A 20,476-nucleotide genomic window follows, 5' to 3' on the forward strand; every position below is an offset into this window, starting at 1 on the left:
CAATGAAGATCAAATCCATCCTCGGACACCTGTATGTCCAGGTACTCATCGGAGTCGCCCTCGGCGTCGTTGTCGGCGCACTGTGGCCGGACCTCGGTTCGTCCCTGAAGCCCATCGGCGACGGCTTCGTGAAACTCGTGAAGTTCATGATCGCCCCCATCGTGTTCTGCACCATCGTGGGAGGCATCACCTCCCTGCGGGACACCAAGAAGGTGGGCCCCACCCTGATCCGTTCGCTGGGCCTCTTCTACGCACTGACCGCACTCGCCCTGGCCCTGGGCCTGGCCGCGGTGACGCTGTTCCAGCCGGGCGCCGGCATGCACATCGATCCCACGCACCTGGACTCCTCGGTGGCGCAGAAGTACACCACCCAGCTGCCCAGCAGCAACCCCGTGGACTTCATCCTGAGCATCATCCCCACCACCTTTGTTGGCGCCTTCGCCGACGGTGAGGTCCTGCCCGTGCTGGTCATTGCCCTGCTCTGCGGCTTCGCCTTCAGCAAGCTCGGCGCACCGGGCAAGCTGGCACTGGACGTGGTCAACAGCTTCAACAAGCTGCTCTTCATCATGTTCGGCTACATCATGAAGGTAGCTCCGCTGGGAGCCTTCGGGGCCATGGCCTTCACCGTGGGCAAGTACGGCGCCCACTCCATCGGTAACCTCGGCATGCTGATCCTTGCCTTCTACGCAGCCTGCATCGTCTTCGTGGTGGTGGGCCTGGGCATCCTGGCCAAGGTGACCGGCTTCAGCCTGTGGCAGATCCTGCGCTACTTCAAGGACGAATTCCTGATCGTCCTGGCCACGTCCTCCAGCGAACCGGTCCTGCCGCGGCTGCTGTCCAAGCTCGAGCGGATCGGCTGCGACCGGAGCGTTGTGGGCCTCGTGGTCCCCACCGGCTACTCCTTCAACCTGACTGGCACGGCCATCTACCTGACCCTGGCCTCCATGTTCATCGCCCAGGCCTGCGACATCCACCTCAGCTGGGGCCAGATCCTGCTGATGCTCGGCATGATGCTGCTGACCTCCAAGGGCGCGGCGGGCGTCACCGGCAGTGGTTTCGTGGCCCTGGTGGCGACCCTGACGGTCATGCCCACCCTCCCCGTGGCCGGCGTGGCCCTCATCGTTGGCATCGACCGCTTCATGAGCGAGGCCCGCGCCCTGACCAGCACGGTCTGCAACATCGTCTCCTGCGTGGCCATCGCCAAGTGGCAGGGTGAGCTGGACATGGGCAAGCTCCGTTCCGAGCTCCAGGCGGGCTTCGTGCCCACCGAGGCGGAAAAGATCCAGCTGGCCGAACCGGCCCTGGCCCACTAACCGGCCTGCAGGCCACCACCCCCCGTGTTTGCCCGGGATCCCAGCAGGGGTCCCGGGCAAACCCTTGCAAGGGGTACTACTTCACAATCCCCACGGAAAGGACCCGGAATGAGTGAGCGCCAAACGGAACAGGAAACAGCGGAAGACTGCGACGCCGGCACGTGCTTCTACTGCCAAAGCCCGGAAACCGACTAGGGCCGAGCCCTCGGGCCGGGGCTGCGAGGCAACGAGCCCTACACCCACTGCTCCCACACCGTCAGCTGCAGGTTGACGGTCCCGGACGAGCCAGCCACAACAGCACCAGCCCCCGCGGAAGGGTCGACGGCGGCACCCGCCGTGCCGCCGTCGTCGTCCGTTCCAGCAAGCTCAGCCCAGCGCATCAGGCGCGGACCGCCGCAACAGCCTCATCAGCGGAACGCACCGGCGTCTCCAGCCCCAAGTGCCCGCGGAGCGTGGTGCCCCGGTACTCCGTGGGGTACACGCCACGTTCCTGCAGCTCCGGCACCAGGTGGTTCACGATGTCATCCAGCCCGGTCGGGACCAGCCACGGCGAAATGTTGAACCCGTCCACCGCACCCACCCGCGCATACTCGGCCAGCTGGTCCGCCACCGCGGTGTAGGAGCCGGTGAAGGTGGCATCGATCCGCGCGGTCTTCGAGGTGACGAACTGCCGGATGGACAGCCCCTTGTCCTTGGCCTCGGCCCGCCACTGGTCCGCCAGCTGCCGGGCCTTGGCGCCGTGGAAACCGCTGCCGCGGGTCTCGGACGTTTCCTCCACCACGGGATCGATCTCCGGCAGCGGGCCGTCCGGATCGTACGCCGACAGCTCGCGGCCCCAGAACTGCTCCAGGTAGGCGATGGCCTGCTGCGGGCCGATCTGCAGGCTCCGCACCCACTCCTTCTTTTCCGCCGCTTCGGCAGCGGTCGGCGCCAGGATGAACTCACTGGCCGGCATGATCTGCACGGCATTGGCCCCGCGCCCGGCGGCCAGGGACCGCTCCACCAGGTCCTTGCGGAACTCCACGGCGTCCTCGAACTTGGGGTGGGCGGAGAAGATCACGTCCGCCTGCCGGGCGGCGAAGTTACGGCCCTCCGGCGAGTCGCCGGCCTGGAACAGCACCGGCCGGTACTGCGCACTGCGCGGCAGCCGCGGCGTCACATCCACCGTGTAGTGCCGGCCCTCATGGAGCACCCGGCGGGCGGGACCGTCCGGCGTTTCCCACGAGTCCCAGATCCGCTTGGCCGTCTCCACGAACGCCTCGGCATGCTTGTACCGGTCCGCGTGGTCCAGGTAGCCTCCGCGGCGGAAGTTCGCCCCGGTCCAGGCGTTGTCCGTGGTCACGATGTTCCACGCCGCGCGGCCGCCGGAGACCAGGTCCAGCGACGCGAGCCGGTGGGCCAGGTCCGCAGGATCGTTGTACGTGGTGTTCTGGGTGGCCACCAGGCCAATGTTCTTTGTGACGGACGCCAGGGCGGCCAGCATGGTCTGCGCATCCGGGCGGCCCACTACGTCCAGCGTGTGCGGGCGTCCCAGGTGTTCCCGCAGGCGCAGCCCTTCCCCCAGGAAGAACGCGGCGAAGAGTCCGCGCTCGGCGGTCTGGGCGATGCGGCGGAAGGATTCGAAGTCCGTCTGCGACCCTGATTCGGGGGCCTTCCAGATGGTGCCGGAGTTGACGCCCTGGAAGAAGACGCCGAACTGGATCTGGCCGCTCGGCGTGAATTGGTCCGGCGTGGCGACCTCGGATTTAGCACGGGCGTGCTGTGTCATGATTTTCCCCTTACTTTCCGGCACCGGCAGGCGCAGCGGCGGCGGTTGCGTAGCGGCTGGCCGGACGCTCCAGGCCCAGCAGGTCGCGGAAGGTGCCGTCCTGCACCACCGGGCGGAGTGCCCCACGGCGGCGCAGTTCCGGCAATACCCGCCGGCCCAGTTCCTCCAGGTCAACAAAGAGCGACGCCGGGTTCAGCCGCACGCCGTCGGCCTCCTTTAATAGGTCGGCCAGGAAGTCGGTGAGGCCGGCTGCGGAACCTGCGAAAGCCGCCCGGCCGCCGTCGAATGATGCACCCCGCGCAGCCGCAGCCTGCCCACGAGCGTCCAGCACGACGTCGAGCTCGGCAACCACCGCAACGCCGGCTCCCACCCTGGCCCGCACATCACGGACCTCGGCAGCCAGCAGTTCCGGCGTCGGGGCGGACACCAGCACGGCGTCCACGGCCTCCACCGGAATCCCGCCAATCAGCGAAGCAGGGGCCAGCACGGGCAGTTGCCCCTGGAGCGGCCGCGGGATGATGGATGGCCCCTTGACGGAGTAGCCGGCGCCGGGAAAGCCGGCAGGCGTTTGGAAGTCCGCATAGTGCAGCTTGTCCACGTCGATGTACCGGCCGGTGGCAACGTCCCGGATCACGGCGTCGTCCTCCCAGGAATCCCAGAGGCGCCGGGATACCTCGATGGACGCCGCGGCTTCCTGGCCCAGCGCGGCACCGGTGACGGAAGGACGGCCGACGGCGGCGGCAGCCTCCGGCGATTCCGCCGCCGTCACGATCCACCCGGCCCGTGCCCCGGAGACGTAGTCCAGGCTGGCCAGCTGCGTGGAAACGTGGAACGGCTCCGTATATACAGTGTCAATTTCGGGGACCAGGACGATGGTCCGGGAAATGGGCCCTGCGAACGCGGCCCGCTGCAGGGCATTGGCACGCCCCGGTGCGGGCGCGTCGGTGAAGGTGGCGGCGTGGAAGCCCGCGGACTCGGCTGCCAGCACGGCCCGGGTGAGGTCCGCACCGTCCCAGCCGGCGCCGTCGAGCTCAATGGCCAGGAAGCCCGGGTTTTCAAAGGTACTCACTGCTGGTCCTGACGTTCGTAGGGAATCTTTTCGCCGGCCTCGATGGCCACGGGCAGCCGGTTTTCCGCCGGCGGGAGCGGGCAGGTGGCCAGGTCCGTGTAGGCGCACGGCAGGTTCACGGCCCTGTTGAAGTCCAGCAGGACGGACCCGTCCGCTGCCGGCACCACGGAGAGCGAGCGGTTGGCCGCGTACGTGGTCTTGCCGGAGGTCTGGTCCGTGAACAGCACCGACAGCGAGCCCGGGGCATGGCCGTTGAACGCGGTCAGCGCCAATTCCTGCCCGGCCAGTTTGAAGCGGATCTCGCCCGGGGCCTGGTACACGTGCTGGATGCCTTCGACGGCGGCGCCCACCGTGGTGGGCCGCGGCGCCTCGAACGGAACGAACGTCCCCCGCACCGCGTAGGCCGCATCGGGCGAGTAGGCGGGCGTGCCCTGGTAGTCCCGCAGCAGCGGATGGGAAGGGTTCCGCGGCCGGACGATGTACTCGCCGCCACGCTTGGCCAGCTCAATCACCGTCTCGCCGGACGCCAGGTTGATCCCGCTGCGCTCCTCGATGGGGCCAAACTCCAGCGAGGTTCCGGCGGCGGTATTCAACTCCCTGCCGTCCTGCTGCACGCTGTCACCCGGTTCCAAAACCACGCGGACGACGTCGGCTTCCACGCTCCAGGTGCCCGGGGCGCCGTCCAGCCGCGCGGGTTCGCTGCCCAGCCAGTGCAGGTGCGTCACCGCCAGGAACCCGTGGGGATGGGCCCGCTGCCGCTCGTGGTCCGCGTGCCATTCCTGCCAGTCGGCGTCGAAGGCCTCAAGGGCGGTGTCAGTGTGTACTGCGTTCATGATGCCTTTCCTGCCTGTGAGGGAGCGGCCGTGGCGGTTGCCGGCGTGGCCGCGAAGTTTTCCGCTGTGATGGTTTTGGATTCCGGCAGGGCTTCCTCGGACAGGCCCCAGCGTTCCAGGACCTTCCCGTAGGAGCCGTCCTGGATGACTTCGTTCAGCGCCTCGGAGATCACCGGTGCCAGCCCATTGCCGCGCAGCGTGGTGGCGGCCACCAGGGTTTCGGACGGCCAGCCGGCGTTGACCTTGCCCACCACTTTCAGGTCGTCCCGGGTGTTTTCCCGGTACACGGTGGACGGGTACGGGGCGATGTTCAGGTCCGTGCGGCCGGAGGACAGCGCGAGGATGGTGTCGGCGTCGGACGAGTAGTACTGCAGCGTGGCCGGCGCCTTGCCCTTGGCTTCCAGCTCCTTGTTCCAGGCCAGCAGGATCTTTTCCTGGTTGGTACCGGAGCCCACGGAAATCTTCAGTCCGGAAATATCGTCCGCGCCCTTGATGTCGTAGGTGGAGGACTTCTTCGCTTCGAACCCCATGTACGCGGCCCGGTAGCTGGCGAAGTCGAACAACTTCACCCGGTCCTTGTTCACGCCCACGTTGGAGAACACGGCCTCGAAGTCGCCGGACTGGGTCTTCAGCGGCCAGTTCTCCCAGGACGTGACCTGCACATCCAGCTCCAGGCCCAGCTTGTCCGCCACCAGCTGGGCGATATCCAGCTCGGAGCCGATCGGCGTCTTGTCGTCCGTGGCGTGGAAGGACAACGGGATGGAGCCGGCGGTGGTGGCGACGGTCAGCTTGCCGTCCCTGCCGATCAGTTCCGGGACTTTGGCGGCGAGCGCCGCATCCTTCTCCGCCCGGATCCGCTGCTGGTCCGGCGAGGTGTTGTACACGACGCCGTTGCGGGCCGCCGTCGTCTGCGCCCCTCCGCTGGGGTTGCCGGCGGCGGAGGCGCCGGGGTCAGCGCAGCCGGCGAGCGCGGCTGCGCCAAGGAGCGCGGTGCCAAGAAGGACGACGGCGGGACGCACCGCGGGTGCGCGGCGGCGGCCGCTGGTGGGGAAAGCCATGGGAGTTCCTTAGATGTTGAAGGCCGGTTCGAGCACCTTGGAGAAGAAGCTCCGGGTGCGCGGTTCCTGGGGGTTGCTGAAGATGTCCTGCGGGGTGCCCTGTTCCACGATCTGGCCCTGGTCCATGAACACCACGGTGTCCGCCACGTCGCGGGCGAAGCCCATCTCGTGGGTGACGATGATCAGCGTGGTGCCGGACGTGGCGAGCTCGCGGATGACGTCCAGGACCTCGTTGACCAGCTCCGGGTCGAGGGCGGAGGTGGGCTCGTCGAACAGCAGGATCTTGGGGTCCAGCGCCAGGGCGCGGGCAATCGCCACACGCTGCTGCTGGCCGCCGGAGAGCTGGCGCGGGTAGGCGTCAGCCCGGTCCTTGAGGCCCACCCGGTCCAGCAGTTCCAGGCCGCGGCGGCGGGCTTCGGCCTTGGAGCGGCGCGCCTTGCCGGGTTGGTGCGCGACGACGGGCGCTTCCGCCACGTTCTCCAGCGCGGTGAGGTGCGGGAACAGGTTGAAGTTCTGGAACACCATGCCGATTTCGGTGCGCTGTTTCAGGATGTCCTTTTCGCGGAGCTCGTGCAGCCGGTCGCCGCGGACCTCGTAGCCCACCAGCTGCCCGTCGATGGTGATGTGGCCGCCGTCCACCTTTTCCAGATGGTTGATGGTGCGCAGCAGGGTGGACTTGCCGGATCCGGAGGGGCCCACGATCACGGCCACTCCCCCGGGTTCCACCGTGAGGCTGACGCCTTTGAGGACTTCGGTGGCGCCGAACGATTTGCGGACGCCGGTGATCTCCACCAGGCCGCGCGTGGCGGCGGGGGCGGTAAGGGTCTCAGTCATCAGGAGTTCCTCCGGGTGGGGACTGCCGCGTGGGTGGCGAAAAGTTTGCGGGCCTTCTGCAGGGGCGTCAGCGGCAGGTTCCGCACCGCGCCCTTGGAGTAGTGACGTTCGATGTAGTACTGGAAGACGCTCAGCACGGAGGTGATCACGATGTACCAGAGGGTGGCCACCAGCAGCAGCGGCAGGACCTGCTGGGTGCGGTTGTAGATGACCTGCACCGTGTAGAACAGTTCGGAGTAGGCCAGGACGTAGACGATCGAAGTGCCCTTGACCAGGCCAATGATCTCGTTGAATGCGGTGGGCAGGATGGCGCGCATGGCCTGCGGCAGGACGATCCGGGTGGAGCGGCGCCAGGCCGGGATGCCCAGGGCGGCCGCGGCTTCCAGCTGCCCCTGGTCCACGGAAAGGATGCCGCCGCGGATGATCTCCGCCGAGTACGCTGCCTGGTTCAGGGTCAGCCCCAGCACTGCTGCCGCGAACTGGCTGATCAGTGTGGTGGTCTGGACCTCGAAGAAGCGGACATCGGTGAACGGGATTCCCAGGCTGATCTTTTCGTACAGGTAGCCCAGGTTGTACCAGAGGAGCATCTGCACCAGCAGCGGCGTGGATCGGAAGATCCAGGAGAACGTCCAGGACACCGAGACCAGCAGCGGCGACGCGGAGAGCCGCATGAGGGCCAGGATGAAGCCGAGCACGAACCCCAGGATGCCGGAGATGGCGGTCAGCTTGAGCGTTTCCACCAGGCCGTTGACCACGGACTGCGCGGTGAACCACTGCGCCACCACGCCCCACTCCCAGCGCGGGTTGGTGGCCAGGGACCAGGCCACCGCCAGGACACCGAGCGCGACGACGGCGGTCCCCACCCAGCGCCATGGATGCTTTGCTGCCACCACGCGGTAGGACGAGTAGTCCGGGGCCTGCCGGGGCGCCGCCCCGTCTTCCGGCCGTCCGGTTTTCGGTGGCGTTTCCGCCGGCGGTGCCGGCTGCGGCTGTTGTGACTGCGCCACCGTCGTTGCTGCTGAACTCATGTGCCACCTCGCTTCTGGTCGTGGGATCCGGTTGGGCCGTTGCCCCGGGTGGGACCGGGCGGCCCCTTGCTGGCTGCAAATCTAGGACCGGCCGGACGGGCCAGCAAGGCGGCAGGTTGCAATAGTTCACAGGGCTTCGTACGGCGTCATGAGTCGGTTTTTTGCGTCCCGTAACGTGCCGTGACGCGGAGTGAACGGCCGTGACCAGGCGCTCGACCGCCGTCGTCACGGCTGCCTAGCATGGGCACTCAATCCAGCCCCCCCGCCGTCAGGAGCACCCATGCCAGCCACCATCCCGGCCATCGTCTTCATTGGCGGCGGACCGCGCACGGCCGGCGTACTGGAACGGATCGCGGCCAACCGGCCAGAGGTCTTCGCGGGCCCGCTGCAGATCCATGTGGTGGAACCGCACGTCCCGGGCTCGGGCCGAATCTGGCGGTACGACCAGGACCCCGGCCTCCTGCTGAACTCGATGGCGGCGGACATCACCATGTTCACGGACGCGTCCGTGGACTGCGCCGGCCCGGCGGCACCGGGGCCCGGCCTCGCCGAATGGGCCGCCGGCGTCCTGGATGCTTCCATCATCGACGTGCCGGACTTCCCGCAGCAGCTGTGGGACCAGCTCCGCGCGCTGACCGGCACCACGTTTCCCACGCGCCAACTGCAGAGCCAGTACCTGGAGTGGTTCTTCCGCCGGACCGCCAAATCGCTGGGCCGCAGTGTGACGGTCCACCGGACCACCGCCCTCGGCATTGCCAGTGTGGATGGCGGCCACGAGGTGGAGCTGGCCAACGGCCGGACGCTGCACGCGGACATCGTCGTCACCGCCCTGGGGCATACGGACTCCCGGCCTGACGCCGTTTCCGCCGGGTTCTCGGACTTCGCCGCCCGGCACGGCGGCTACCACGCTGCACCCAGCTACACCACCGACGTCGACTACTCCCCCATCGCCCCCGGGCAGGACGTGATCGTCGCCGGGATGGGCCTGGCGTTCGTTGACCTGCTGGTCCTCCTCATGGAGGGGCGCGGCGGCAGGTTCCAGGAAACGGACGACGGCGGGCTGCGCTACCTTCCGTCAGGACGGGAACCACGGCTGTGGGCAGGGTCCCGCCGCGGGGTGCCGTACCACTCCAAGATTTCCGCCTCCCTGCGGGGCCAGGCTCCGGGGCCGCTGCGCTTCTTCACCGCGGATGTCGTCCAGGAGTTGCTGCAGCAGCACGGCGAGCTGGACTTCCGGCAGCACCTCTGGCCGCTCATCGCCAAGGAAGCCGGGTATTACTACTACCGCGAACTCCTCACCGGCAGCCCGGAGCGCGGGGCCATGGAATGGGAAGTGTTTGCCGCCCGTTATGCGGAGGTGGACTGGTACAGCGGCGAACGCGCGGACCTCGTGGCGGCTGCCGTGCCGGACCCGGGCCTGCACCTGGACCTGGAACGGCTGGACCGGCCTTTCGATGGTGTCCACTTTGCCGGCCACCAGGAACTGCAGGACGCGGTGGCCCGGTACATCGACGACGACCTGGCCCTGCGGGACAGCCCGGACCATCCGGAAACCCTGGCCCTGTTCCTTGCCCTGCTGCACGTGTACATGGAGGTGGGGCGCGTGGTTCCGGCGGAGCGCCTCAACGCGAAGTCCCAGCAGGTCATTCACGGCTGGTGGCATGGCTTCTTCAGCTTCGTGGACTCCGGTCCGCCGCCGCACCGCCTCCGCCAGATGCTGGCGCTGCACCGGGCCGGTCTGCTGCAGTTCCTCGGCCCGGGCCTGGAGATATCCACCGACGACGCCAGCGGCACCTTCCGCGCCACGTCCCCGCAGTCCGGTGTTTCGGTTTCCGCCACCGCGCTAATTGAGGCGCGGCTGCCGTCCACGTCGGTGGCCGGCTCCCTCAACCCAGTGCTTTCTTCGCTGTATGACGGCGGGCTGGGCAGCGAGCAGCAACTGCTGACCTCGGACGGCATCCACTCCACCGGTAAGCTGCTGGTCTCGTCCGGACACCACCTGGTGGACGCGGAAGGCCGGGCCCAGGCGACCCTCTTCGGCGTTGGGCCCGGAACCTCCGGCTGGGGTGCCGGCGCCTTTGCCAGGCCCAACACCAACGCGGCACCCTTCCGGGAAAACGACGCCCTGGCCCGGAGCCTCCTCGGCGTTGCCCGGGACATCGCCGCCCAGGGCCCGGCGGCCCATGCAGCCACCGCGCAGGACAAAATAACTCCAGAACCAGCCGCCATCGGAAAGGGCTAGCACCATGACCGCAGAACCCGGGCTCAAGCCCCGCCCCCTCGATCCCGCCAGGCTTTCGGTCCTCAGCCTGCCCATGCACGATCCGCGGGTCCGGCCGCTCCTGGACGAGCTCGCCGTCGAATATGACACCCGCTACGGGGACCTGTTTGGGCGCACCGCTGCCGCGGACGAGCTGAACCGCTACCCCGCGGCGGAATTCGAGGAGCCGCATGGCGCGCTGCTGGTGGTGCAGGAGGACGGCGAGTCGATCGCCGGCGGCGCGTTCCGCCGCTATGACGACGCCACCGCGGAACTGAAGCGGATCTGGACACACTCAGCCCACCGTCGTCGTGGTTTGGCCCGGCTGGTCCTGGCCGAGCTCGAAGCCCTCGCCGGTGCCCGCGGCTACACCGGGCTGTACCTGACCACCGGGCCGCGTCAGCCGGAGGCCAAGCACCTGTACCTCACCACGGGATACCAGGCACAGTTCGACCTGGAAGCAGACCCGGAAACCATCGGATCCCTGGCGTTCACCAAGGAGCTGCCCACCGTCCCACGGGACGCATGGGCGAACTGACCGGCCGGATGCCGCCCCAGGAGGGACACCCGCCGCTAAGCTAGCGCCATGGCCACCAAAACCACAGCAGAGAAGCTTGCCACCATCCAGCAGGGCTACACGCTGGAAGGCGCCACCATCGAACTGGGAGCCGCCATCATCGACGGCGAACTCCACAAGGACGCGCCGGTGCGGCTGCCGCTGGCCATGATGAACCGGCACGGGCTGGTGGCCGGGGCTACCGGTACCGGCAAGACCGTCACGCTGCACATGATGGCCGAGCAGCTGTCCACGGCAGGCGTGCCCGTGTTCCTGGCCGACATCAAAGGTGACCTTTCCGGCCTGGCGACGGCCGCCGTCGGCAGCGACAAACTCAGGGCCCGCACGGACAGCATCGGCCAGGCATGGTCAGACAAGACGTTCCCCGTGGAGTTCCTTGCCTTGGGCGGCGACGGCAACGGCGTCCCGGTCCGCGCCACGATCACCTCGTTCGGGCCCATCCTGCTCTCCCGGATCATGGAGCTGAATGACACCCAGGAGTCCAGCCTTCAGCTGGTGTTCTACTTCGCGGACAAGAACGGCCTGGAGCTGATCGACCTCAAGGACCTCCGCGCCGTCATCCAGTTCCTCACCTCGGACGAGGGCAAGGACAAGCTCGAGGAACTCGGCGGCCTGTCCAAGGCCACCGCCGGCGTGATCCTGCGCGAAATCGTGAACCTGGAAGCCCAGGGGCTGGAGAAGTTCTTCGGTGAACCGGAGTTCGACACCGCCGAACTCCTGCGGACCGCCCCCGACGGCCGCGGCGTGGTCACCTGCCTGGAACTGCCCACCCTGCAGACCAAGCCCATGCTGTTCTCCACCTTCCTGATGTGGCTGCTGGCGGACCTGTTCGAGGACCTCCCCGAGGCCGGCGACCTGGACAAGCCCAAGCTGGTGTTCTTCCTCGACGAAGCCCACCTGCTGTTCAACGGCGCCAGCAAAGCCTTCCTGGACGCCATCACCACCACGGTCCGGCTGATCCGGTCCAAGGGCGTGGGCATCTTCTTCGTCACCCAGACACCCAAGGACGTCCCCGCCGATGTCCTGGGCCAGCTCGCCAACCGGGTCCAGCACGCCCTGCGTGCCTTCACCCCCGAGGACGCCAAGGCCCTCAAGGCCACGGTGTCCACCTTCCCCCTCAGCGACTATGACCTCGAAGAGACGCTGACCTCGGCGGGCATCGGGGAGGCCGTCATCACCGTCATGAACGAAAAGGGCGCACCCACTCCGGTGGCGCTCACCCGGCTGCGCGCCCCGGAATCCGTCATGGGCCCCAGCGAGGACGCCCTGGTGCGCAGCACGGTGGCGGGTTCGGCGCTGCTGGGCAAGTACGGAACCGCGGTGGACAACCCGTCCGCCTACGAAAAACTCAACGGCAAGGCCGCGGCGCCCACAGGACCGGCGGCATCAGCACCTCCTGCCGACGCGCCTGACACCGGGGCAGCTTCCGCCGGTACCTCGGGTGCGCCTGGCGCGTACGACGTTGACGCCGAGGCCCGCCGGATCGAGGAGGAGATCCTGGGCAGGCCCAGCAGCAGGCCCGCGCAGGCACCCGAACCCCAATACACCGAGCCCCAATACGACGAACCGCGGACCTCCGAGTCCAAGCCGCGTGCGAAGGCGCCCCGGACACGCCAGTCCCAGCCCCGCCAGCCGGAGCCGCAGCCGCAGCCGCAGCCGGGCGGCATGATGGGTGACCTTGGCGGAGTCCTCGGCGGCGCCCTGGGCGGCGGGCTGAAGAGCATGGCGCGGTCCATGGGGACGCAGCTGGGACGCGAACTGCTCCGCGGAGTGTTCGGAACCTCGTCCCGGCGCCGCCGCCGCTGACCCTGCCCTTGGTGTCCCGGGCCTCAGCCGAGGCTCCTGTTGGCCCGGATCCTGGGCGCCGCCGTCGGGCGTTACGTAGGTGGTGTCCGCCGGATTAGGGGGACACCAACTTTAGAGTGCGTCCGCACTGACGTTACTGTGTAGAACGTGCAGATGAGTCAAGCGTTGGTGAGGATCGCGGCCGGATGGCTGCTGGGCCTCATGCTTGCCGTCGCCGCAGCCATTGTGGCCATCAACGTGGTGAACAATACCGTGGCCAGTCCGCAGCAGCCGGTCAGGGAATACCTGGACGCGCTCAAGAGCGGGGACGGCGGGCGTGCGTTGGGGATCCTGCGGGCCGCAGTTCCGCCCAGCAACGCCGCCATGCTGGATGGCAGTGGGTTGCAGACCGCGGCCTCCCGAGTCACCAATGTGTCCATCGGGGACCCGCAGGAACGCCCGGGGAACCAGGTCATGGTGCCCATGGAATACACCATTGACGGCAGCCGGCTGCACACTGAATTCCTGCTGCAGAAGACCGGTACCGAGTGGCTGTTCTTCAACACGTGGGCATTCGTCCCGTCGCGGCTGCCCACCGTTGATATCACCGTTGTCAACGGCAACGAGGCCGTGGTGAACGGTGTTCCGGTGAACATGCCCAACGGCCGCAATTCCTTCGCCGTGTTTTACCCCGGCGAGTATGAGGCCTCCCTGGATGGGCAGTACTTCTCGGCTCCCGCCACGCGTGCCACGGTCACCGCAAAGGACGCCCCGGTGGCGCCGCTGAACCTGCTGACCCAGGCCACGGACAAGCTGAAGAACGATGTTGCCGCCAAGGTCAGGGAATTCCTGGACGGCTGCGCGGCCGAGGCCGTGAAGGAACAGAAGCTCCAGCCGGACTGCCCCTTCTATTACGCCAGCAACAACCGGGTCCAGGACGGCACTATCCGCTGGACCGTCACCGAGTACCCGGGGGTATCGGTGGAGCCGTTCGACGGCCGGTGGGTAGTGTCGCCGCTGGACGGCAAAGCCAAGGTTGAGGCGCTCCAGCAGAACGCCTTCACCGGCGCCTGGTACCCGCTGGACGCCGAGGTGGACTTCAGCTTCACCACCCGCCTGGACGTCTCCGGTGACACGGTCAAGGTCACCCCGCAGCTGAGCTTCTAGCCTGCGGCCTGTGCCGTGCGCGTCACGCAGGGCACGCTTTCAGCAGAGTCTGGTGCCACAATCCTTGATTTCGCGGGGCCCGGCCGCTTCCGGCTGTCCGAAAGCGTGCTTCGCGTGACGCCACCCTTGGACTACCGTCGCCGCCTGAGAACGGCAAGCACCTGCTGGACCATCTCGTGGGGCCGGTGCACCACGTCTGCGTAGTAATACCGCAGGGCCGTGTACCCCTGGATGGCCGATTCATTGTTCCGGCGGTGATCCTTCTGGACCTGCTTCCACTCGGCATGATGCCGTCCATCCAGTTCCACCACGAGCCATCCGTCCAGCAGCAGATCAACATAACCAACCCTTTCCAGGTACACCTGCGCCTCCACGGAGATTCCGGCCTGCCGGAAATATGTCCGGGCCAGCGTCTCCAGGAGGGAGTCCGCCCCGGTATCCACCCAGTCGAGGACAGCCCTGGCTCTCCCGTTCCGCTTTCCAGGCAGCCGCTGGCGCAGGAAATCAACTGTCATCTCCCCGCGCGAAACCGCGGATTCCACCATGACCAAGGACTCCGCGAAGGACAGGCACCGCAGGGCATGGATCAGGACATCTGCGAGGGCGGCCACCGGCTGGAATCGGGAGGGCGGAAGCAGGAGCCCGGCGTGGTGGACCGAGCCACTAAGCACTGCCTCCTGCCGGCGGTGATGGACGTGGCGGCGTCCGTCGGAGGGCAGGGACCACAGATCGTAGGCAGCCGCAGCGCTTGAACAGGTCAGCAACTCGCGGTTTCGCAGCACGGCAACCAGGTCCGGAGGCGCCGTCGGAAGCGCGTAAAGCCCCCGGTCGGGCTGCAGCACTCCTGCCCGCATTGCCCGACGGAGGGCGGCGTCATCCACACCCAGCCGGGCAAGGGCAGGCCTCCGCGCCGCTCCGCCGCAAACTTCCAGGGCTTTGAGGACATCCATGCGGCAATGCTGGCCGCTACGGTGCCCGTGCTGACAGCGTGCTCCGGCGGCATGTGGATATCGGCGGTATTGGGGGCGTCACGCAGAGCACGCTTTCGGGGACGCCACGGGATCCGACGCCCGGTTTTCCGGGGTTGCCGGTAGCCAGCAGAGGCAAAAGGCTGCTTCCCGTGACGCGAGGCCATGGGAAGCAGCCAGTTAGGCAGGACCTTCGCCGGGTCAGTCCATCCCGCGCAGGTCCAGGACCAGTTCGGTGTCGCCGTCGGCCTGCAGGACCACGGGGATGCCCCAGTCCTGCTGGTACAGGTGGCACGCGGCGTGGTCCGGGATCTCGCCGTCCTCTGTTTCGGGGCCGTCGCAGGCCGCGGCGCGCGCGGTAATGTGCAGCACGCCCTCGGGAACGTCCGGGGACAGCTCCAGGGTGCGGAGGAGGCCCACGGAGGTCCCGCCACCGGACACCAGCAGCTCCGGCGGCGTGGAGGAGATCTTCAGCTGCGTGGGATCGCCCCAACGGTCGTCGAGCTTCTGCCCGGTGGGAGCCGTGAAGCGGACGGTCAGGTCCAGCGTACCGGGCGCAACGGGACTCTTGGGCCGGTGGGTCTGGGACGCACCCTCATCCACCTGCTGCGCTTCCTTGGGGATGGGCACGTACACCAGCTGGTGCTTGTTGGCCTCGACCACCACCAGGAGGGGCTCGGAGCCGGCGGACTGGGTGTGGTCCACAATCACGTCGGACGGCTCGGCAAGCCCGCGGGCCAGCGTGGACACGGTGCCGGTCGCGGGGTCGTAGCGGCGTACGGCTCCGTTGTAGGTGTCCGCGATCGCCACCGAGCCGTCGGGCAGGACGGTCACACCGAGGGGGTGCTGCAGGCGGGCTTCAGCGGCGGGGCCGTCGCGGAAGCCGAAGTCGAACAGGCCCTTGCCCACGGCGGACTCCACGGTGATGGACGTGTCGTCGGCAATGACCAGCTTGCGGAGCGCCGAGGTTTCGGAATCCGCCACCCAGATGTTGCCGTCCGCATCCTCGGCCAGGCCGGAGGACTGGGCGAACCAGGACTCGTGGGCGGGACCGTCGAGGAGCCCTTCCAGGCCGTTGCCGGCGATGATCGAGACGGCGCCGGTGACGGGGTCGAAGCTGAAGATCTGGTGCGTGCCGGCCATGGCCACCACCACCGCATTGAGCTTGCGCGACCACACAACATCCCACGGCGAGCTCAGCGCCACATCCAGCGGGTCAGTGCCCAGGGAGCCGCTAAAGCCTGCGCCGTCCTCGTCCACACGCGCCGGGCCGGTTTCCAGCAGTCGCTGGATACCGTTGCCGGCCAGGGTGGAGGCCTTGCCGTCCGTGAGGGACAGTCCACGCAGGCGGTGGTTGACCGAGTCGGCAATCACGACGTCGTAGCCCGCCTTGGCTGCCACGTCTTCCGGGAGAAGGACCAAGCCCTGGGGCTCGTTGAACTGTGCGCTGGCGGTGTCCCCGGCGGCGGGTCCGTCAGCGTAGCCCTTGGTGCCCGAGCCGAAGGTGGCCAGGACTGTTTCGAAGTCCGTGCCGAGTTCCACCAGGCGGTGGTGGCCGGTGTCGGTGACCAGCCAGGAACCCTTCTCCGCAGCAACGGAAGCCGCTGCACCTGCGGGCGTGCCGCCGTCGGCCGTTCCAGCCGTGGACCCGCGTCCCGGAGGGAGGAAGAGTGCCTTGCCGGGGAAGCGCAGGGTGCCGGACGTTGCCTCGGGTGCCACGTACGGGCCGGAGCCGCGGTGCAGGGTGCCCTTGGCCTCGTGCTCGGCGATCAGTTCGGGGATCAGCACCGCGAGTCCGTCCGCGTGGCCTTCGCCGGAAAGGTGCGCCACGATGTAGCCCTCAGGGTCGATGACCACCAGGGTGGGCCAGGCACGGGCGGTGTAGGCCTTCCAGGTGTCCAGCTCGGGGTCGTCCAGGACCGGGTGGTGGATCTCGTAGCGCTCCACGGCTGCCGCCAGCGCCACCGGGTCCGCCTCGTGCTCGAACTTGGGCGAGTGGACTCCCACGGTGACCAGCACGTCCGAGTACTGCTGCTCGAGTGGCCGCAGCTCATCAAGGACGTGCAGGCAGTTGATGCAGCAGAAGGTCCAGAAGTCGAGCAGCACGATCTTGCCGCGCAGGGCTTCGAGGTCCAGGGACTTGCCACCGGTGTTCAACCAGTTGCGGCCCACCAGTTCGGAGGCCCGGACCCGGGCATGGGTGCGTACGGTTTCGCTCATCAGCGTCCTTCCAGCTTGTTGCGTTCAGCCAGCTTGGCGTCGCGTTCGGCCAATTTGGCAAACATATCGTTGTAAGCGGTCAGATCGGCGTCGTTATTCCTGTCCGCCGCGCGGTCCACCCGTTTGGTCTCCCGCTGGTCCGACCTGGACCACATGACGGCGACGCCGATCGCCACCAGCAGCGTGGGCACCTCGCCGATGCCCCAGGCAACCGCGCCGCCGGCCTGCTGGTCCAACAGGGCCGACGGCCCCCAGGTACGGCCCAGGTTGCCGAAGTAGTCCGCTGCCATCAGGCCGGTGCCGCCCATGATGGACACACCGAAGAAGGCGTGGAAGCCCATGGTGGCCAGGAGGAGCAGCAGCCGCATGGGGTACGGGGCCCGGCGCGGCAGCGGGTCCGTACCGATCATGCTCAGCACGAAGATGTATCCGGTGAGCAGGAAGTGCAGGTTCATCAGTTCGTGGCCGACGTGCTCGCGCATGGCGAAGCCGAAAAGGTCCGAGTAGTAGAACAGGATGATGGAGCCGGCAAAGTTGGCAGCCGCGAACAGCGGGTGGGTGACCAGCTGCGAGAACTTCGAGTGGACGAAGACCAGCAGCCACTCGCGGGAGCCGCGGGAGCCGTCGCCGCGGGCGGGCAGGGCACGCAGGGCCAGGGTCACCGGCGCGCCCAGCACCAGGAAGATCGGGGCCACCATGGTCAGCGCCATATGGTCCACCATGTGCGCGGAGAACAGGATGCGGCCATAGACCGACGGCGGCCCGGACGTGATGTAGGTCAGCACCACCAGGCCGATGACCCAGTTCACGGACCGGAACCACTGCCAGGAGTCTCCGCGCCGGCGGACCTTGGCAACGCCCAGGAAGTAGGTGACCAGGCCGAAGAGGGCCACGCCCACCCAGATCCAGTCCAGGCGCCACTCAGTGAGCCAGCGTTCCGGGGTGAGCTCAGGCGGCAGCTCGTAGCCGCTGAGGATGAAGGCCGGTGAGGCGTTGGGCGCCAGTTCCGTTGGCTGTGGCGGGGCTGAACGGCCCAGGGCCACGGCGATGCCGGACGTGGCGCCCATGATCAGCAGCTCCGCGAGGACCAGTTGCCACAGCACCCGCCGTGAGGACATGGTGGCTCCCTTGCGGCCCAGCTGCGGGATGACCCACTGCCGGTGCATGAAGCCGATGCCGCCGAGGACCACTGCCGCTGCCGTCTTGGCCAGGATCAGCTGCCCGTAGGCGGAGCCGAAGAGATCCGGCCAGCTGGTCACGCGGATGCTGGCGTTGATGATTCCGGAAGCGAAGACCAGGACAAAAGCGAAGCCGGCCAAAGTGGAGAAGCGGCGCAGGGTGGGCTCGGTGATGTCTGCTGCGGCCCCGGCCTTGCTGCCTGTGAGGATGCCGGACAGCAGGGCCAGGATGATGATGCCGCCCACCCAGGTGCTGACACCCACCAGGTGCAGGCCGAGGGAGTTGATGGCGCCTTCATGGTCCGACGAGCTGGAGGAGTGGCCGATCAGGGCCGTGGGTACCAGGCCGATGAGAGCCAGGATGAGGGTCAGGGCCAGGCCGCCGAGGGACCGGACGCCGAACAGGGCGGTTGTCACCACTGCGGCAATGATGGTGACGGCGAGCCAGGCCCGGCCCGTATCGATGTCCGTCATGAAGTAGACCAGTGCCTGCGTAAAGGCGGGATCGCCGGACAGCCCCTGACCGGCGACGTCGGCGTAGGTGAGCACCAGGACGGCGATGGCGGACAAGGTCCACACCGCGCCCGCAGTGGCAGCCACAGCCAGCGCGCGGGTGAACGCGGGATGTTCGGGCGCCCCGCTGCCGGCGGGAGTCTCCCGGTCCCGGCCACGTGGGTTCGGGTTCTTGAGGTTCTTCGGGAGGATGCCGACGGCGAAGATCAGGCCGCCGACGACGGTCGCCAGGGACACGTTGTGGATGGCCTTGCTGATGGGCAGCCCCCAGCGGACCAGGGCTCCCGGATCGGCGACGCTGCGGGCCGCTGCTGCACCGGAGAAGATCAGTGCTGCTGCGAGGCCCAGGAAGAGCGCTGCCAGGCCTGCCAGCTGCCAGGGCAGCGGGATCCCGCGGTTTCCGGCGTCCCGGACCGCAGTTCCCTTGCCAGGATTGGTCTGGGGCGGGGTGGAACGTGGTTTTGCGGCAGAAGACACCATTCCATTGTCCGCTACGCCTGCCCGGGCGGCGAATCCGGGTTAAACGCCAAGGAGCGGCAACCTGTGGGGTTGCCGCTCCTGTTCCAGCCAGCTGCATGCCGGCCGGGAATAAGCTCTACTTCTTGGAGACTGCAGCCTTCAGCTTGGAGCCGGCGGTCAGCTTGACGCTGTGGCCTGCTGCGATCTGGATGGTTTCGCCGGTCTGCGGGTTGCGGCCGGTGCGGGCTGCACGGTCGGTGCGCTCGACGGCGAGCCAGCCCGGGATGGTGATCTTCTCGCCGGCGGCGACAGAAGTCTCGAAAACCTCGAACAGTGCGTCGAGGACGGAGTTGACGGCAGCCTGGCTGGTGCCGGCCTTGCCAGCTACCTCTGCAACAAGTTCACTACGGTTCTTAGCCATTGATGTCCTCCTGGACGGTTCTGATTCTGGAGCCTGCACACGGCATGCGCGCAGGCCACTGTTCGAAAACTTACCAGCTTGGGCGGTTCCGGGCCGCAAATTCCGCGTGTTTCCGCCATTTTTTGAGGTTAATCACCGATTCTTCGGCCGTTTTCACCCTCGTCAACGCATCACGGGCACCAGCAGCACCGCGGTCCACGCTCGGCTGGCAGGTAAGTACGACGGCGGCCGGCACCTCCCAGCCACCGCTCGCCAGGATGCACGGCCAGAAGGCCCCTAGTTGTACTCAGCCAGTAGGTTGGTTGCACCTGCTGATGGGTGGCTTGCCTCCGAGGCTGCCGTGGGGCCGGTGGTTGTTGTAGAAGTTTAGCCAGGGCTGCAGGGCGTCGACGCGGGCTTGGTTGGATGTGAAGGGTTGGCGGTAGGCCCAGCCTTCCTGGAGCGTGCGGTTGAAGCGTTCTGCTTTGCCGTTCTGCCAAGGGTGGCGGGGTTTGATCAGGATGTGTTTAGCGCCCAGGGCAGCGAGTGCGTCCTGGAAGTCGCGAGAGAGCCGGTAGGCGAAGGCGTTGTCGGTCATGACGCGTTTGACAGGCGCGCCGCCGTTCGCTGCCATGGCGGCTGCGGCCCTGGTGAGGAACCCGGCGCAGGTCGGGCCTTTCTCGTCGGGCAGAACCTCGGCGTAGGCGAAGCGGGTGTAGTCGTCCACGGCGACGTGGACGTAGTCAAAGCCCATCCTCTGATGCGACTTGCGGTGGTTTGCCGCGCTCTGGGAAGGGTCGGCCCGCCAACCGCCGCCGTCAGGGATCCGGCCAAGTTTCTTGACATCGATATGGATCATGTCCCCTGGGGCGTCTCGTTCGTAGCGGCGGTTGCTAGCCCGGGAAGCGCGGATCCGTTCCCCGGTCACCGGGTCCAGATCCCACAACCTGGGCATGCCCGCCCTGGCCAAAATCCGGGAGACCGTCCGGGCGCTCGTGCCGCAGCGCAAAGCCAGGTGCAGTGGCCCTTCGCGGTACTCCACGCGC

At 67.7% G+C, this 20,476-nt stretch carries 17 protein-coding genes; 5 read left to right on the plus strand and 12 right to left on the minus strand.

The features are described from left to right. The first annotated feature begins 2 nt into the window (after positions 1–2). Positions 3–1,313 carry a C4-dicarboxylate transporter DctA gene (dctA, locus tag MRBLMD1_RS18430; RefSeq protein WP_224023600.1) on the plus strand — a complete coding sequence of 437 codons (1,311 nt, stop codon included), beginning with the start codon at positions 3–5 and terminating at the stop codon, positions 1,311–1,313. Positions 1,314–1,546: 233 nt separating this feature from the next. On the opposite strand, the gene MRBLMD1_RS18435 is transcribed toward dctA, so the two are convergent. From MRBLMD1_RS18435 to MRBLMD1_RS18465, 7 genes are read right to left on the minus strand one after another with little or no spacing between them, the layout of a single operon-like run. Continuing rightward, complete coding sequence (locus tag MRBLMD1_RS18435) at positions 1,547–1,693, minus strand: hypothetical protein (protein WP_364402289.1); 147 nt, start codon at positions 1,691–1,693, stop codon at positions 1,547–1,549. After that, positions 1,693–3,081, minus strand: a complete 1,389-nt coding sequence (locus MRBLMD1_RS18440) for an NtaA/DmoA family FMN-dependent monooxygenase (RefSeq protein ID WP_364402292.1) — start codon at positions 3,079–3,081, stop codon at positions 1,693–1,695. The genes MRBLMD1_RS18435 and MRBLMD1_RS18440 overlap by 1 nt, the downstream gene beginning before the upstream one ends. Before the next feature lie 10 nt (positions 3,082–3,091). Then, positions 3,092–4,150: an LLM class flavin-dependent oxidoreductase gene (locus MRBLMD1_RS18445; protein ID WP_364402295.1), complete on the minus strand. Its 1,059-nt coding sequence runs from the start codon at positions 4,148–4,150 to the stop codon at positions 3,092–3,094. Next, positions 4,147–4,983 carry a DUF1684 domain-containing protein gene (locus tag MRBLMD1_RS18450; protein ID WP_364402298.1) on the minus strand — a complete coding sequence of 279 codons (837 nt, stop codon included), beginning with the start codon at positions 4,981–4,983 and terminating at the stop codon, positions 4,147–4,149. Before MRBLMD1_RS18450 ends, MRBLMD1_RS18445 begins: the two co-directional genes overlap by 4 nt. Further along, the gene (locus tag MRBLMD1_RS18455) at positions 4,980–6,041 is read right to left on the minus strand and encodes a transporter substrate-binding domain-containing protein (protein ID WP_364402301.1); all 1,062 of its coding nucleotides are present in this window, start codon (positions 6,039–6,041) and stop codon (positions 4,980–4,982) included. Before MRBLMD1_RS18455 ends, MRBLMD1_RS18450 begins: the two co-directional genes overlap by 4 nt. A gap of 9 nt (positions 6,042–6,050) precedes the next feature. Then, the gene (locus MRBLMD1_RS18460; RefSeq protein ID WP_364402304.1) at positions 6,051–6,875 is read right to left on the minus strand and encodes an amino acid ABC transporter ATP-binding protein; all 825 of its coding nucleotides are present in this window, start codon (positions 6,873–6,875) and stop codon (positions 6,051–6,053) included. Beyond that, on the minus strand, positions 6,875–7,903 hold the full coding sequence (locus MRBLMD1_RS18465; protein WP_364402306.1) for an amino acid ABC transporter permease: 1,029 nt from the start codon (positions 7,901–7,903) through the stop codon (positions 6,875–6,877). Before MRBLMD1_RS18465 ends, MRBLMD1_RS18460 begins: the two co-directional genes overlap by 1 nt. Before the next feature lie 280 nt (positions 7,904–8,183). Here MRBLMD1_RS18465 and MRBLMD1_RS18470 point away from each other — a divergent pair, with 280 nt between their 5' ends. The 4 genes from MRBLMD1_RS18470 (at position 8,184) to MRBLMD1_RS18485 (ending at position 13,692) form a co-directional block, all read left to right on the plus strand. Beyond that, positions 8,184–10,145, plus strand: coding sequence for an FAD/NAD(P)-binding protein (locus MRBLMD1_RS18470; RefSeq protein ID WP_364402308.1), 1,962 nt, complete (start codon positions 8,184–8,186; stop codon positions 10,143–10,145). Positions 10,146–10,149: 4 nt separating this feature from the next. Continuing rightward, a complete protein-coding gene (locus MRBLMD1_RS18475; protein WP_364402310.1) occupies positions 10,150–10,701 on the plus strand; it encodes a GNAT family N-acetyltransferase in 552 nt (183 codons plus the stop codon). Positions 10,702–10,749: 48 nt separating this feature from the next. Next, the gene (locus MRBLMD1_RS18480) at positions 10,750–12,546 is read left to right on the plus strand and encodes a helicase HerA-like domain-containing protein (RefSeq protein ID WP_364402313.1); all 1,797 of its coding nucleotides are present in this window, start codon (positions 10,750–10,752) and stop codon (positions 12,544–12,546) included. Between the two features lie 153 nt (positions 12,547–12,699). After that, positions 12,700–13,692: a hypothetical protein gene (locus tag MRBLMD1_RS18485; RefSeq protein WP_201302372.1), complete on the plus strand. Its 993-nt coding sequence runs from the start codon at positions 12,700–12,702 to the stop codon at positions 13,690–13,692. Between the two features lie 131 nt (positions 13,693–13,823). Here the strand turns inward: MRBLMD1_RS18485 and MRBLMD1_RS18490 are convergent, their stop codons facing one another. From MRBLMD1_RS18490 to MRBLMD1_RS18510, 5 genes are all read right to left on the minus strand, one after another. Beyond that, a complete protein-coding gene (locus MRBLMD1_RS18490) occupies positions 13,824–14,642 on the minus strand; it encodes an endonuclease domain-containing protein (protein WP_364402316.1) in 819 nt (272 codons plus the stop codon). Positions 14,643–14,861: 219 nt separating this feature from the next. Further along, a complete protein-coding gene (locus MRBLMD1_RS18495; protein WP_364402319.1) occupies positions 14,862–16,880 on the minus strand; it encodes an NHL domain-containing thioredoxin family protein in 2,019 nt (672 codons plus the stop codon). Then, a complete protein-coding gene (locus MRBLMD1_RS18500; protein ID WP_364402322.1) occupies positions 16,880–19,051 on the minus strand; it encodes a cytochrome c oxidase assembly protein in 2,172 nt (723 codons plus the stop codon). The genes MRBLMD1_RS18495 and MRBLMD1_RS18500 overlap by 1 nt, the downstream gene beginning before the upstream one ends. Before the next feature lie 115 nt (positions 19,052–19,166). Further along, entirely contained in the window at positions 19,167–19,451 is a 285-nt protein-coding gene (locus MRBLMD1_RS18505; protein WP_011693739.1) for an HU family DNA-binding protein, read from the minus strand. 286 nt (positions 19,452–19,737) lie between these two features. Then, on the minus strand, positions 19,738–20,476 hold a 739-nt coding region (locus tag MRBLMD1_RS18510; RefSeq protein WP_364402325.1), incomplete at its 5' end, for an IS481 family transposase.

It is taken from the genome of Pseudarthrobacter sp. LMD1-1-1.1 (assembly GCF_040676255.1).
Taxonomy (GTDB): Bacteria; Actinomycetota; Actinomycetes; order Actinomycetales; family Micrococcaceae; genus Arthrobacter.